Source organism: Acinetobacter sp. YK3 (assembly GCF_001729365.1).
Lineage (GTDB): Bacteria > Pseudomonadota > Gammaproteobacteria > Pseudomonadales > Moraxellaceae > Acinetobacter > Acinetobacter vivianii.
The window spans coordinates 24,072-38,954 of the sequence record NZ_LZPJ01000075.1 but is presented as its reverse complement, the minus strand read 5'-3'; the positions used below and the strand labels follow the sequence as shown (position 1 = coordinate 38,954).

Annotated in this window: 15 protein-coding genes; 12 read left to right on the top strand and 3 right to left on the bottom strand. The window is 41.1% G+C overall.

Annotated elements, in window-relative coordinates; genetic code table 11:
• Positions 1-205 precede the first annotated feature (205 nt).
• The 3 genes from A9Z07_RS07095 to A9Z07_RS07085 are packed head-to-tail and all read left to right on the top strand — an operon-like array spanning position 206 to position 2,397.
• Entirely contained in the window at positions 206-679 is a 474-nt protein-coding gene (locus A9Z07_RS07095; RefSeq protein WP_047430661.1) for a YfiR family protein, read from the top strand.
• A 6-nt stretch (positions 680-685) separates the two neighbouring features.
• Entirely contained in the window at positions 686-1,909 is a 1,224-nt protein-coding gene (locus A9Z07_RS07090) for a diguanylate cyclase domain-containing protein (protein WP_047430658.1), read from the top strand.
• Positions 1,910-1,917: 8 nt separating this feature from the next.
• On the top strand, positions 1,918-2,397 hold the full coding sequence (locus tag A9Z07_RS07085) for an OmpA family protein (protein WP_004775757.1): 480 nt from the start codon (positions 1,918-1,920) through the stop codon (positions 2,395-2,397).
• A 48-nt stretch (positions 2,398-2,445) separates the two neighbouring features.
• Here A9Z07_RS07085 and A9Z07_RS07080 read toward each other — a convergent pair whose 3' ends face one another.
• A complete protein-coding gene (locus A9Z07_RS07080; protein WP_069577781.1) occupies positions 2,446-3,456 on the bottom strand; it encodes a metallophosphoesterase in 1,011 nt (336 codons plus the stop codon).
• A gap of 169 nt (positions 3,457-3,625) precedes the next feature.
• On the opposite strand from A9Z07_RS07080, the gene A9Z07_RS07075 reads away from it, so the two are divergent.
• Entirely contained in the window at positions 3,626-5,188 is a 1,563-nt protein-coding gene (locus A9Z07_RS07075; protein ID WP_227516937.1) for a phospholipase D family protein, read from the top strand.
• Here A9Z07_RS07075 and A9Z07_RS07070 read toward each other — a convergent pair.
• Positions 5,181-6,011, bottom strand: a complete 831-nt coding sequence (locus A9Z07_RS07070) for a lysophospholipid acyltransferase family protein (RefSeq protein ID WP_069577780.1) — start codon at positions 6,009-6,011, stop codon at positions 5,181-5,183. The genes A9Z07_RS07075 and A9Z07_RS07070 overlap by 8 nt on opposite strands.
• A 190-nt stretch (positions 6,012-6,201) precedes the next feature.
• Here A9Z07_RS07070 and A9Z07_RS17880 point away from each other — a divergent pair, with 190 nt between their 5' ends.
• The 6 genes from A9Z07_RS17880 to A9Z07_RS07045 all read left to right on the top strand — a co-directional run bounded on the left by A9Z07_RS17880 (position 6,202) and on the right by A9Z07_RS07045 (position 10,028).
• Positions 6,202-6,342, top strand: coding sequence for a hypothetical protein (locus tag A9Z07_RS17880; protein ID WP_171248588.1), 141 nt, complete (start codon positions 6,202-6,204; stop codon positions 6,340-6,342).
• Between the two features lie 74 nt (positions 6,343-6,416).
• Complete coding sequence (gene hflX, locus A9Z07_RS07065; RefSeq protein WP_069577779.1) at positions 6,417-7,760, top strand: ribosome rescue GTPase HflX; 1,344 nt, start codon at positions 6,417-6,419, stop codon at positions 7,758-7,760.
• A 44-nt stretch (positions 7,761-7,804) separates the two neighbouring features.
• Positions 7,805-8,167, top strand: a complete 363-nt coding sequence (locus A9Z07_RS07060; RefSeq protein ID WP_005259695.1) for a hypothetical protein — start codon at positions 7,805-7,807, stop codon at positions 8,165-8,167.
• An 11-nt stretch (positions 8,168-8,178) separates the two neighbouring features.
• Entirely contained in the window at positions 8,179-8,847 is a 669-nt protein-coding gene (locus A9Z07_RS07055) for an LrgB family protein (RefSeq protein WP_004775764.1), read from the top strand.
• An 87-nt stretch (positions 8,848-8,934) separates the two neighbouring features.
• Positions 8,935-9,378 (top strand): DUF2147 domain-containing protein, encoded by a 444-nt coding sequence (locus tag A9Z07_RS07050; RefSeq protein WP_062847840.1) that lies wholly within the window; start codon positions 8,935-8,937, stop codon positions 9,376-9,378.
• 206 nt (positions 9,379-9,584) lie between these two features.
• Positions 9,585-10,028 carry a DUF2147 domain-containing protein gene (locus A9Z07_RS07045; RefSeq protein WP_373869378.1) on the top strand — a complete coding sequence of 148 codons (444 nt, stop codon included), beginning with the start codon at positions 9,585-9,587 and terminating at the stop codon, positions 10,026-10,028.
• A gap of 251 nt (positions 10,029-10,279) precedes the next feature.
• On the opposite strand, the gene A9Z07_RS07040 is transcribed toward A9Z07_RS07045, so the two are convergent.
• Positions 10,280-12,463 carry a carboxy terminal-processing peptidase gene (locus A9Z07_RS07040; protein WP_047430648.1) on the bottom strand — a complete coding sequence of 728 codons (2,184 nt, stop codon included), beginning with the start codon at positions 12,461-12,463 and terminating at the stop codon, positions 10,280-10,282.
• A 237-nt stretch (positions 12,464-12,700) separates the two neighbouring features.
• Here A9Z07_RS07040 and nagZ point away from each other — a divergent pair, with 237 nt between their 5' ends.
• Both nagZ and A9Z07_RS07030 read left to right on the top strand, forming a co-directional pair.
• Positions 12,701-13,723 (top strand): beta-N-acetylhexosaminidase, encoded by a 1,023-nt coding sequence (gene nagZ, locus A9Z07_RS07035; protein WP_004775770.1) that lies wholly within the window; start codon positions 12,701-12,703, stop codon positions 13,721-13,723.
• Positions 13,724-14,010: 287 nt separating this feature from the next.
• Positions 14,011-14,853: a class I SAM-dependent methyltransferase gene (locus A9Z07_RS07030; RefSeq protein ID WP_069577778.1), complete on the top strand. Its 843-nt coding sequence runs from the start codon at positions 14,011-14,013 to the stop codon at positions 14,851-14,853.
• Positions 14,854-14,883 lie beyond the last annotated feature (30 nt).

Here is a 14,883-nt window from a genome sequence, read left to right as displayed (position 1 = left end):
CCAATGCAACACCCTTTTTTAAATTTATTGGAATTATTTGATCGAACGCATACTTTTTGAACTGAATAGTTACTTTTATTGGCTTTCCTGAGTGATTAAGAACTTTTTTTAAACAATTAAGTCCAGTAGAATATGTCTCTTGCTTCACACTTTTTGGCACTTCTGATTGAAAATACGGTTTTTGAATATAAAAGCTCGATATCTATTGCTTGCAGTATTATTTACTGTAAGCCCGCTTTGCTATGCCATTTCAACTCATAACTTCTATGAGTTAGCACTATCTATATTAAGTTATAGTAAATGGACGAATACATCCCGTCCTTCTATCTGTGTGATTGATAATTCAGAAGCGGCAAGTCAGTTCCAGATGAACATCCGACAGCTTGCCTATGATTATCAGGTTCAGGCCGTAAGCGCGAAAGATTTCCCTAAGACAGAATGTCATGTGGCCTATTTTACTACGACATCACCACAACAGCAGCAGAATCTGATCCAGTCCTATCCCTCTCGCTCATTACTTTCTTTAAGTACTAATAATCCCGCATGTGAAGTGGGGAGTATTTTCTGCTTATATAATAAGAGAACCTATTCAACTTTTAAGGTTAATCTGGAAGCGTTGAGTTATTCCAAAGTTCATATCGATCCAAGAGTTTTACTCTTGGCGAAGAATGCGGAGTAAGTACAGATGATTTCCAATTTATATCAATCAACCTCCTTACATGCCTTATTCCGTAAATCCCAGTTTGCGATTTTTGCCATCACTTTTGTAATTTGTTCTTTTACTTTTGCCACAATTTCCATGTTCACCATGGAAACCTACGCTAAACAGAATTTACAACTGTTGAGCCAGACGGTTCTTGAACGAATTCAACCTGCTGTGGTGTTTAGAGATCGTGGGGCAATCGATCAGATTCTAGATGACTACACCCGTGAACACGCCATTCGTACGATCCATGTTTATGACCCTCAGCATCAACTTCTTGCCGAAAGTACTAAAAAAATAGCCCACACCTCAACCATGCAAGATTTAATGGATCGCTGGTTTTTACATGATCCAGTTAAATTAATGATTGTTCATCATAAGAAAAAAGTTGGCGAACTGGTGTTATACGGAAGTTCAGAAAACATTTTGCACTTTCTGAAAACCATTATTATCGGTTTGGCAATTTCAATGTTCTTTATTGTGATTGCTTTATTATGGTCAGTAAATATTACCTACCGCCAAATCATGCAGGCAATTAAACCACTAACCCACATCGCCCAATTGGTGAGTGACCAGAAAGCTTATAATCTTCGTTTTCCTAACAACCATATTAAAGAGTTTCAGAACTTAAATACGGTGTTTAATGAACTATTAGAAGAAATTCAAATTTGGCACACTCACCTTCAAAAAGAGAATCGTCAACTTTCATTTCAGGCACATCACGATCAGCTCACCGGTTTGCCAAATCGTCATTATTTCTACCAAGAGCTTTTCGATATTTTTGAGAACCCACAGTATCGTCACAATTCTGCCCTATTATTTATCGACAATAATAATTTCAAGATGATCAATGATCAGTTTGGTCACTTGGCAGGTGATGCTGTTCTAAAAGAAATGGGCGAACGTTTAAAACTTTCTGTCCGCCATGAAGATTTTATTGCCCGTTTGGGTGGGGACGAGTTTGCTATTATCCTGCATTCTATCCATCATGCGGATCACTTACAGACCATTGCTGAAGGTTTACTGGCGAGTTGCAAGGAACCTTTAGATTTCAACGGTGAAATGATTCATTTTGGTTTTAGCTTAGGGATTGCCTTTTCACAGTTTGCAGAGAATCCAGAGGATTTGATTATGCAAGCGGATCAAGCCATGTATAAAGCTAAAAGTTTAAATCCACATTGGTTTCTTTATAAACCAGAAATTTAGGACATGTTATGCGCGCTCACACCATTAAAATTTCATTTATTGCGTTACTCTGCCTAACATTGGCTGGATGTTTAAGTTTTGGCCCGTTGAAATATCGTCAGGTTAAAATGTTAAAAAAAGAGGGGTTCGTTTTAACAGATGAAGGCTGGAGTCTCGGCTTACCAGAACGTCTATTATTTGATTTTAATAAAGTCGATATTAAGCCAGAGCATCAGCAAGAGATTGTACGTCTTGCAACTCAGCTCAATAAATATGACCTGCAAAAATTAAAAATTGTGGGACATACAGATAATATCGGTAATCCTGAATATAACCAGAAACTCTCGGAAGAACGTGCTCAAAGCGTTTCCGCTATTTTCATCGATCAGGGTTTTAAACCAAATAATTTAACTGTTCTGGGTCGTGGTTCAAATCAACCATTTGTACCAAATACCTCGGATGAGAATCGTGCCAGCAACCGCCGCGTGAATGTGATTATTATTCCTTAATACATTCCAGTCATAAAAAAGCCGACTCAATCTAGTCGGCTTTTTTATTTAAATTAGTTCAATAATATCGACAGTCGGAGGTACTCTAAACCGAAATGGTACACCCACCATTCCTGTGCCCACTGTCACAAACACATCGGCATGCTCATGCGTGTAAAAACCTTTTTTATGCCCAAGAATAGACACCCGCTTCATAATATAGTTGGTAATCCACGGCAATTCGATCTGTCCGCCATGCGTATGGCCCGATAACATTAATGGCCGAGTAGGTAATTCAGGTACCATATCAACGGTGTCAGGATTATGCGACAGAATCAGCCAAGGTTTGTCTTGAGGTAAGTCTGGCATAAAGCGCATATTCGCCTTCCCTGCCCACAAATCACCGATACCAATGAGACGAAACTCGTCAAAATCAACAATCTTACCTTCTATATCAATCACATTATTTTGCTCTAACGCTTTGCTCAACAATGCCTGAATCGGTGGACCAGGATATTGTTCGTCGTGATTGCCAGGCACAGAATATACAGGTGCCTCAATTTGCTTGAGTACTTCCAGCTCATGTACCAAACGGTTTTCAGGTTCATAAGTCCAGTCCCCTGCCACCACAACCAGATCAGGTTTTTCCTCATTCAGTTTTTTCACAATCGTTTTTAACTGACGTTCATGACCTGAAAATAATCCGACGTGCATATCGGCAACCAATGCGACTTTGACAGGACGGGTAAATTCACGTTTTGGATCGAGGCGATATTGATGACGTTTGATATGAACCTGATGTGGTTCAATAAAACGCGCATAAATCAGTACACTACTTAATAAAAAGATGAACCCCGCCTGATGCAAGCTGTAATAACCGACCCAGCCTGCGTAAAGACTAAAGAACCAAAGCGGAACCAACAAATACGAAAGATAAAATGCTAGCAAATGCACAAAGGCTTTAAAGGGATGAATGGTTTCTGTACGTGCCTGATGGATCCAGGCTTGAATAAATGCCCATAATGCCAAAACAGCAAAAATAAGGTAAAAACCAAAAATAATAGTATCTGAATCCGACATTACAGCCCTCATTAACTTCACTTTAGGGACATACGTCTCATCTTATATTTATCTTTTTCGATGAAATGGTATACTCGAGCCCAACTTTTAATCAGTAACGATTATGACGCAATTTTCTCATTTAAATGGCAAACATACAAAGATAAGTACAACCGCTTACAATAAAAATATGCTTGCGATTTATTGCGCCATTACGTTAACGATGACGGGTTGTAGCACACTACCCAAGCATAAGATTGAGCCTGTGATTCAAACGGTTGGTCAGATCGATACCACCCAAACCTCTTTAGCTCAAGTGATTCGTCCTTTACAAGAACAGCACCCCGATCTGACTGGCTATCATGTGTTGTATGAACCGCTAGAAGCACTGGCTGCCCGTCTCCGTTTGATTGACAAGGCAGAGAAAACGCTCGATTTGCAATACTATATCTGGGATAACGACAAGGTTGGTGCTTTGGCACTGCACGCTTTAATTCGTGCCGCTGATCGTGGGGTAAAAGTCAGATTACTGATTGATGATAATAATGCCAAACATACTGAAGGTATTTTCTTAGCGCTGGCACAGCACCCCAATATAGAAGTTAAATTATTTAATCCTTACCGATTTCGTAAATATCGTGCACTGGATATGGTGCTCGACCTAAAACGTATCAACCGCCGAATGCACAATAAGAGCTTTATTGCAGATCATCAGGTGGCCTTGATCGGTGGTCGTAACATGACCAACCAATATTACAATGTCAGTGATACTTATCAGTTTTCTGATGTCGATGTGATGCTGTTCGGTACTGCCGTCAATGATATTTCCAAATCGTTTGATGATTACTGGAATCATGAATATGCCTACGATGTCCGAGAAATTGTAAATCCAAAATCACATCGACTTAGCTATGAAAGTTTAAAGCAGCAACTCGATGAGCACTATAAACGGATTACGGTACAGAATTATGTCGATTTGACCAGCCGTTCCCAAGCCATTGATTCACTTATGAATCGGGATATTTCTCTGGAATGGGTCAAAGCTGAGGTCGTGAAAGATTCACCAGATAAAATCAAATCAAAAGCCAAAAAAGAAGAACATCTGAATTTCCAGCTAATCAATCATCTGGAACAGCCTGAAAAAAATATTGATCTGATCTCGGCGTATTTTGTTCCAGAAAAGAAAGGCGCAAAAATTCTAGGTGACTTAGCCCAAGAAGGCATCAAAGTCCGAGTACTCACCAACTCCTTTAAAGCCAATGACGTCGCTGTAGTCCATGCTTTTTATGGAAAGTATCGTCAGGAACTACTGGAAAATGGCGTGCAGCTTTATGAGTTCCTTCCCGCATTGGATAAAAATGATTTAGATAAACATACCGAAGATTTAGCGAAAAAAGCCAAGGTTAATCTTAAGGGGCTCAGTCGTTCGAGCCTACATGCCAAATTGATGGCTTTGGATGAGAAACAGGTATTTATTGGCTCATTTAATTTTGATCCACGTTCAGCCTATTTAAATACTGAAATTGGGGTGTTACTGAATAGCCCGCCATTAGCACAAGCTGTACATGCCACCATGGATCAAAACCTGAAAACCTATGCTTATCGTTTAGTGTTGGATGCCAATAAGAAAATTACTTGGCAGAGAGAAACGCCAAGAGGTCCTTTGATTTATACCAAAGAACCTAAAATGAAATGGTGGCAAAAAGCAGGCGTGAAAATCATTTCATGGCTGCCAATCGAAGGCTTTATGTAGACTCAGCCGTTTCTGGCAACACAGTCAATACCTTCTGCTGCAATTTAGCTAAGCCTGCGCGCATCTGGCGATCAACTTCTTTGGTTAAACTATCGACGGTATGCCCTTCGACTGAAATCGCAGGCAAAGTCATCAAATGTGCGGTGACTTTCGGCATTTCTAAAACACGCTGCACATGTTCTGCAAAGGTCATTTCGCCAATAAACGGCGCAACCAGATCGAGCTCTCCGTTCTGATTGACATAGCAAATCACACATACCTGTACAGGACGTTGTGCCTCAATGGCTGCACCTAATAAACGTCCATGCACCTTTTTGACTTTAGTTCCGTCTGTTGTGGTCGCTTCAGGGAAGAACAGAACAGGAATATCCTGTTTTAAAAATTCAGTAATCTGTTCACGGATACGAATTGAATCTCCCGAACCACGTTTGATAAATAAAGTCCCGCCCCCTTTTGCCAGTTTCCCCAAGATCGGCCATCTTTCAACTTCGGCTTTCGCCAGAAAGAAAATTCGTGCGCCAGAACCGAGTACAGCGACATCCAGCCATGAGATGTGATTACTCACCCAAAGTGCAGGTTCGCGTGGAATGGTGCCATGGACTTCGACTTCGATATTGAAAACTTCGCATAAACGGCGGCAAAAGTACTGCACATAACGCGTATTTACAGGATTATTTGGATCCTTATATAAACCATGACGGTAAATCAGATAAAAACCTTCACCTATTGTTTCTAGGCCTGAGGCTAACTTTTTACTATACAAACTCAATTTAGAGATTAAATTTAATGGTTGGTTAGTTACCGCAGTTGCTTCTTGAGTCATAAATCATTAAAACCGTACGCATAGATGCACATGTGCATTGAATTCATCCAGTTATATCATGCCGCTATCTACTTATAAAAGTTACCTGCATCATAAAAAACGAATGCGAGCATAATTTTTTTCAATTTTAAAAGGTTTATTAGATCAATTATTATAAATAAATCGAATTTACTGATTAAAAGGTGATGTGATGAATCAGCAAAGCACAACATCAGAAACCCAAACCACCATTCCCTATGGCTATGCTTTAAGAATGATTCTCGGCTGGTCAATTTTATATATGGGCACACTGGTCGGATTCATTGAGCTTTTACGTCGTAATGTCATATAAATCGAGTAAGCCTTTGCCCTTTAGTTGAAGTTTATTCTAGAATAAGACTTTAATAATAAGGATTACCTACTCGCGTGGAAAATTTTGAGCAGCGTCAAAGCGGTGAACGGGCAATTTTAGTCAGTGTGTCTGTTCAGCTACTCAATGATCTTGATGCTGAAGAGTTTCGATTGCTCGCTCAATCCGCTGGTGCTGAAATCCTTGAACATCTTTCTGTTCAACGCAATAAACCTGATCCCAAATTTTTTATCGGATCTGGGAAAGTTGATGAAATCGCTGAACTGGTTAGAGAAACAGAAGCAGAGCTGGTCATTCTCGATCACTCGCTTTCGCCTGCCCAAGAACGTAATCTTGAGCGAATTTTGAAATGTCGTGTGATTGACCGCACAGGTTTAATTCTAGACATTTTCGCCTTGCGCGCCCGTACCCATGAAGGGAAATTACAGGTTGAATTGGCTCAGCTTAAACATTTATCCACTCGCCTGATTCGTGGCTTTACTGGTAATTTAGAACAACAAAAAGGTGGTATCGGTCTACGTGGACCAGGTGAATCACAACTTGAAACTGACCGTCGTTTAATCCGTGTTCGGATTACCCAGCTCAAAGATAAACTGGTAAAAGTACAACAAACCCGTTTGCAAGGTCGCGCAGCAAGACAAAAAGCAGCTATCCCAACCATTTCACTGGTCGGTTATACCAATGCTGGTAAATCAACTTTATTTAATATACTGGCAAAAAGTGATGTCTATGCAGCGGATCAACTGTTCGCAACACTCGACCCAACCTTACGTCGTTTAGACTGGGATGGTATCGGCACTGTGGTATTGGCGGATACTGTCGGCTTTGTTAGAAATCTGCAACATGATCTGGTTGAATCATTTAAGGCGACATTAGAAGAAACCTTAGAAGCCACTTTGCTGCTTCATGTGATTGATAGCAGCAGTCCAAATATGCCAGAACAGATTGAAGCCGTTGAATCTGTTCTCAAAGAAATTGGTGCCGATGCGCCAATTTTGCATGTTTATAATAAAATCGACCAGAGTGGCGATGCTGCTAAAATTATTTACAAAGCCGCTGATCTACCTGACCGTGTTTATGTTTCCGCACATTCAGGACAAGGGTTAGACCTACTTGCTCAGGCAGTTCAACAATGTCTATTGGGCCAGTTACAAGATTTTGATTTAGTGTTAAAACCTGCTTATGGGAAACTCCGTACCCAGTTATATACGCTGAATGTCATTCAGTCCGAACATTATGATGACCATGGCAATTTACATTTATCGGTCTGTATTGCGCCGCATAAACTGGAACAACTCATTAAACAGGCACATTTGCCATTAGACGAAATACTTGGAAAAAAAGCTTCCTTATTCCAGCGACCTTTGGAAGAATTTGAGATCGATCAACCATCACCCTAATTGCAATCAGCCATCGTTTAGATCAGCGAGCATAAGAGAAGAAAATGAAAGAGATTGATTGGACAGCCTGGTTTTTTACGATTTTATTAATCATTGTATATCGTGAGGGGGCTGTTGCGATCACCAAAGCCTTTGGTCATCCAGAATTAGGCAATCTTGTTGGACTGCTGAGCTTACTGGTAACTTTATTGATCTGGAGACGTTTCAAAAAAATCTCCAACCGTTTGATCGACACCAATAACAAGATCATGAAAGAAAGTGCTTTTGCCTTTCTGCCTATTTGTGCGGGTTCATTAATTATGCTGGTGCATTTAGGTAAAGAAATTCCTTTATTTTTATTTATCTTAACCTTTAGTACGTTATTGCCGCTGTGGGTTTACGCCAAAATGGCAAAACGCTGGTTATAAGGGGCTGATCTATGTTTATGGTTATTTATGGATTTATCATCACCCTGATCAGTTACCTGATTGCAAAGCCCTTAAATAAAAAATTCCCGCAAATTCCATTGATTGTCTTTGCTGTCTTTATTGTAATTGGTTTACTGTTCATTTTAGGCGTTCCCTATGAAAGCTATCTGGACAATGTAAATAACGTATTTAACCATTTACTGGGTTATGTCACTGTTGCTTTGGCAATTCCACTGGCGGCAATGCGCTATGACGATTTGCCGATCAAGTCAATGCTTGGAATTTTATGTTTTGCCAGTATTAGCGCGGTGGCACTGCCAATGGGCCTGGCTTATTTACTGCATATGTCTGAACCGACCATTCTGGCTTTTGCGACGCGTGCCGTGACCACACCGATTGCACTGAATATTGCGACTCTGCTTCATGCACCTCTGATGTTGGTGACACTAATTGTCATTTTATCTGGGGTGATTGGTGCTGCATTTTCGCCATGGATTTTAAAACACATTCATGATGAACGTGCTTCAGGTCTGGCTTTAGGTCTGGCAGCACATGCCATCGGTACTGCTCAGGCATGGCAACGTGGCCCTGTCGCTGGCCGATATGCTGCCTTCGGTATGGCAGTCAATGGCGTGTTTACAGCAATTTGGCTGCCTACTTTTATTTTATCTTTATCTTAAAATTTGCCACAAATATCAGTTAATTATTGAACTGGTTGTCATAAATCATCCATAATGGCGGGCTTAACGTTAAAAGGATTTTTAATGATGGGCAAACAATTATTAGGTGCGTTATTCTTAACTGCGGTGAGCAGTTTTACTTTTGCAGAAGATATTACGGGGCTCTGGCAAAGTATTGATGACAAAACGGGGGCACCTAAGGCATTAGTTGAAATTCGCAAAGAGACGAATGGCACCTATGCTGGAAAAGTCGTAAAACTCACGCCACGTACAGGCTATACACCAAAAGAAACTTGTGTAGATTGTCCTGCGCCATATACCAACAAACCAATCGTCGGTCTGGATGTTGTGACAGGTTTAAAATACACAGATGGTTTGAATTATACCAATGGCCGTATTCTCGACCCGAATACAGGCAAGGTTTATAGTATGAAAGCCAAATTAAGTGCAAATGGCAAACGTCTGCATTTACGTGGTTATCTGGGCGTTTCTGCACTGGGCCGTAATCAAATCTGGATACGTGCTGAGTAAAAATTTGTAGGGCGACAATATACCCTGCTTATATTTAAAGACGTTTAAAAAAGCCTCTTCATCATCTAAAAGTGGAGAGGCTTTTTTTAATGGAAAAATAAAAAACTATTGAATTTTCAAATATAAATATACAACTGTAAAATAATGATTGAATCTTTGATTAGAGATACTACATAATAAAAACGGGTGTTAAACGGATTTTAATGATGAGCAAAAAACTAATAAGCGTTTTATTTCTAACAATGATCAGCAGTTTTACTTTTGCAGAGGATATTACGGGGCTCTGGCAAAGTATTGATGACAAAACAGGGGCACCAAAAGGGTTGGTTGAAATTCGAAAAGAAACCAATGGAACATATACTGGCAAAGTTGTAAAACTCACACCACGTACAGGCTACACACCTAAAGAAACCTGTGTAGACTGCCCTGCACCTTATACCAACAAACCGATTGTAGGTTTAGATGTGGTGACAGGTTTAAAACATAGTGAGGGCTTAAACTATAGCAATGGCCGTATTCTCGACCCGAATACAGGCAAAATTTATAGTATGAAAGCCAAATTGAGTGCAAATGGCAAACGTCTGCATTTACGTGGATATCTAGGTGTTTCTGCACTGGGCCGTAATCAAATCTGGATACGTGCCGAATAAGACATTCTGGTTAATCGAATCAGAAATGCAACTCGGATGATCCAACGTCAATCCATCGTAATCTAAGACAAAGGCTTCTTCATCTTGGTAAAAGGTGAAGAAGCTTTTTCTATTCTCTTTAAAACTGACAGGCATAAAATGATGCCAATGTCAGATCCTCTTACATGTACGTAGCGACATGAGAATCGAGATTAAAAAAGCAATAAAAAGCCCTGTATCAAACAGGGCTTTTTATTTAAAACAATATCAACTTAACGATTTTGTAGCTTGGCATAATCTAAAAGTACATTTGCCGCTTCGGTGATGAAGGTTTCTTCTTCAGGAAGTGGCGGACGTAAATGCGCTTTCATTTTGGCACGAGATTCAATCAAAGCATCAATCGAAGCTTGGTAACTTTCCCAGTTTGCATAAGGTGCCAGACCTGTTGCTGCACGGCGCTGATTTTCAGCATTCAAAGTTTGCTTTTCTAGATCAAGTAACTCTGCACGACGCTGGTTGATATCCAGCACCACTTTCTTCTGATCAGAGGTTTTCTTGGCAATCGCTTTACGCGTTTCCAAATACTTAAACTGTGAATCGGCTGCTACACGTTGCTGAGATGATTCCGTTAACTTGGCAATATAAGGTTGTACTGAACCTTCACGCTTAAATGGTGCAGTTGGAATCGTATCCCATTTCAAAGCATTTTTCGCTTTACGTTCACCAAACTCTTCATTATAGATATCAACGAGTTTGATGTCTGGCACAACCCCTTTATTTTGCGTACTTCCACCCGTAATACGGTAGAACTTACGTTGGGTCAGCGTTGCCTGACCATAAGCCAGTGAATCCAGTTGAACCTGCGCCGTACCCTTACCTGTAGTGGTACTACCAATGATAATACCGCGCTCATAATCCTGAATCGCAGCCGAGTAAATCTCACTTGCAGAAGCCGATGCCAAGTTGACTAATACCGCCATTGGGCCAGCATAAAGCTGTTCGCCGCCATCCGTATCTTCAAACACATTAACATTGCCATTGCCATCACGGATCTGTACCACTGGCCCTGACTTGATCACCTGACCCAGCATACGTGCCACTTCTTCTAAAGAGCCACCTGGGTCATTACGCAAGTCAACCAAAATACCTTCAACTTTTTGAGCTTTCAGCGATTCCAAAGCTTTAGCCGTATCTTCAGAAACTGAACGGTATTCAGTTCCCGCACGGCGTGAGCGATAGTCAAAATAGAATGATGGAATTTCAAGAACACCAAATAGATGTTTTTTACCATCACGGGTGATTTCAACCGTACGCGAACGAACACCCGCATCTTCTTCCTGAATAATATCGCGCGTTAAGGTGACATTACGTGCCTGACTCATTGGTGCCCCTGCACCTAATAAACGAACCACTACTTTGGTGCCACGTTTACCACGAATCAAGCCAACAATTTCCGAGCTCGGCCAGCCGATCACATCCACCATTTTATCGCCATCTTGAGCGACACCAATGATGCGGTCTCCTGATTTCACCTGACCAGACTTACTTGCAGGGCCACCCTCAACAATCGTTTCGATCTTGGTGTAATCTTCATTGCCACGTTCTGGACGGATCGAAACACCAATCCCCTCAAGTTGCAAGGTGGTCTGACGATTCAGCTCCATCGCATCAATTGGCGGATAATAGTTACTATGCGGATCATAGGTCGCCATCATCGCATTCAGGGTTTTATCAAGTACATCATCACTCTTGACCCGACCAATACGCTCTAACTGGCGGGTATAACGCTTGGTTAGCGTCTGAACTGGAGTTAAATCTTCTGGACCAGTCAAATCCTGACCATTGGCAAGCGATGGATCTGCTTTTAACGCCTTTTGCTTGGCCTGTTCTTCTTCTTTGCTAATCGTCAAATTAATCAGCTGTGAAACCAGCATTTTTTGCCAGTGCGCCCGTTGCTCAGCAGCGGTCTGGAAATAAGGTGCTTTTTCACGATCCGTCTCAAGATAGACATCTTTTTGATTTAAGTTCTGTGGCTTCTTCAACTCGGCCAACATAAACTCATAGAACTGTTTCAAACGGTCACGATATTGAGCATGAATGGCAAAAGGCCCAATTAAGTTCCCTGCTTTTAATGAGCTACCAAAAGTTGAACCATACTTATTCTTATAGTCCGCAACTTCACCGCTTAAAAATAATGAATGATCTGGATCAAGACTATCAAGATACATATCCAAAATACGGTTTGAAGTGGTTGCATCTAAACGCATATTCAAATAATGCTGGCGATCAACCAAAGTTGCGAGCTGACGTGACACGAGCGCTTGTTCTTGTGATGGCTTGATGACGGTTGAAACAACTGGAGTCTCGGTCGCCGCAAACGCCTCATTCATGGTATGAGAGAAAAATAAACCACCAGTCGCAATCGCAACTGCACACGCTATCATTTGAAGTTTCATAAAATTTTGGTACTTCCTTGGATATGGCAATTATTACACGCTGATACTGTCAATATGAACACATTTCATTCGATACTTTACCAACTTGCAGAACTCATTGGTCGTCATAAATAAATGACCAATAAGCACTTATCATCAATATCATGTAGTTTTATCATATTCTGTACTGACAAAATGTAGCAAATCATTGCACAATTTAGCTATCGTTTTTTTCATCAAAATTCAAACGGAATCCTTATGATCGGCGCATTGATGCTAGATATTGCTGGCACAGAACTTACTCAAGAAGATATTGAACTATTACAAGCTCCGCAAGTCGGTGGCATGATTTTATTTGCGCGCAACATTGAATCACCTCAACAAGTCCGTGCTTTAACCGATCATATGCGTCAAGTCCGTCCAGATATTCTGATTGCTGTCGATCAGGAAGGTGGACGTGTCCAGCGCTTAAGACAAGGCTTTACCTTATTACCAGCAATGGGACGCTTAGGCGAGCGTTATCTCACTCATCCTGAGCAGGCAATTGAACTGGCTGAACAATGTGGCTGGCTCATGGCAATAGAAGTACTGGCTGTCGGTATTGATTTTAGCTTTGCACCTGTTCTCGACCTCAATGATGTCAGTGATGTGATTGGCGATCGTGGCTTTGCAAAAAATATGCAGGACATCGTTCCACTTGCAGATGCCTTTATGCGAGGTATGAAAAAAGCAGGGATGGCGACGACGGGTAAACATTTCCCAGGGCATGGTTCAGTCAAAGCTGACTCACATGTTGCAGCTGCAATCGACAGCCGTTCATATCAGGAAATCTATGACAAAGATATGCAAAGCTTTATCAAGCTGATGCCTCAACTCGATGCCTTGATGCCTGCTCATGTGATCTATGATCAAGTTGATCCAAATCCAGCAGGGTTCTCACCTTTCTGGTTACAAGAAATCTTACGTAAACAACTTAAATTTGACGGCGTACTTTTCTCAGATGACTTGAGTATGCAAGCTGCCTGTGTTGCAGGCGGTGCAGATGCACGTATCCAAGCAGCATTAAATGCAGGTTGCGATATGGGTCTGGTATGTAATGACCGCGCCGCTGCATGTACCGCATTGGATGGTATCCAGACATTGGCTTTACCAAACCAACAACGTTTAGAACGTATGCGCGGTAAAATTCCAAATATCCAAATCGGTACCACATTAACTTTAGACGATGAAAACTGGCATAACGTCAGAAAAGTCATTGAAGAATTTAAGAATTCGTTCTAACTTTAATCAGATTTTTAATTGTTCTATTCACATAATGGAATCTTGCCGAGTGCTCATCTGATTAAAGGATTTGGCCTTCGGCTCGACTTACTTTTCAGGGATGAAAAGTAAGCAAAAATCCATTGTTAGGCTGAGGGTACATCCTTGTAACCCCAGCCCAACGGCGGCATCCATGCCGCCCCACGATAGTAAATAACAAGCCTAAATCAAGATGTAGTCAAAACACTCTATATTTTAAAGAGATGAGTTTTATATCTAAATTAGGAAAAAAATAGAGTCTAGGACAGATGACACAACAACTTTCAAAACATCGCCATATTTCATTTACTGCACACTACACAGGCTATATCTGGTATCAAATGGGGATCTCACATCCAGCACTGGCAACAAAAAAAGGCAAAACTCTCGCCGCCTTAGTCCACCCAATTGAAAGCTGGGCCGAAAAATATGTTGGCGGCAGCATGCGTACCACATTAAAACAACGCCACACCATGCTTGATTCACATTTAGAAGCACTGATTCAGCAACACCCCGACTTGCAGGTACTGGAAATTGCCTGTGGCCTATCCCCTCGCGGCTGGTGGTTTAGACAACATTATCCTGAGATCACCTATCGTGAGCTAGACTTGCCGGACATGGCAGCCACAAAACAAGCAGCGTTACAACAGATTGAACAAAATACCGATGAAGTGTTGTCTGTCGATTTATTTACTGAAGCATTTGCTTCGGCATTTGAAGTATTTGATCCGCAACGTCCATTGGTGATTATGAGTGAAGGGCTGATCAACTACTTTGAAAAGCCGTCGTTACAGCAACTCATTCAAGCCATTGCCACCTACGGCCAAAATTTTAAAGAACTGCATTATTTAACAGATATTTATCCAGAACCAACCCAAAACAAATTGGCGACCATTATCTGGAACAGCAGCCGTTTACTCAAATGGATGTCACGCAGTGCCTTTAGCTTCCATTTCAAAACCCCTCTCGAAGTCGAAAACTTTTTCCATGCAGCAGGTTTTAACCAAGTCGATGTCTTGCAACCCAAACAATTTTTTGAACAGACCGCTTTAGAAAACAAGCAACAACATTTAGGCGATTTAGTCTGGGTCATTCAGGCAAGCAATAAATAATCCTCAATAAAAAAGGGAAATGGTTGATCC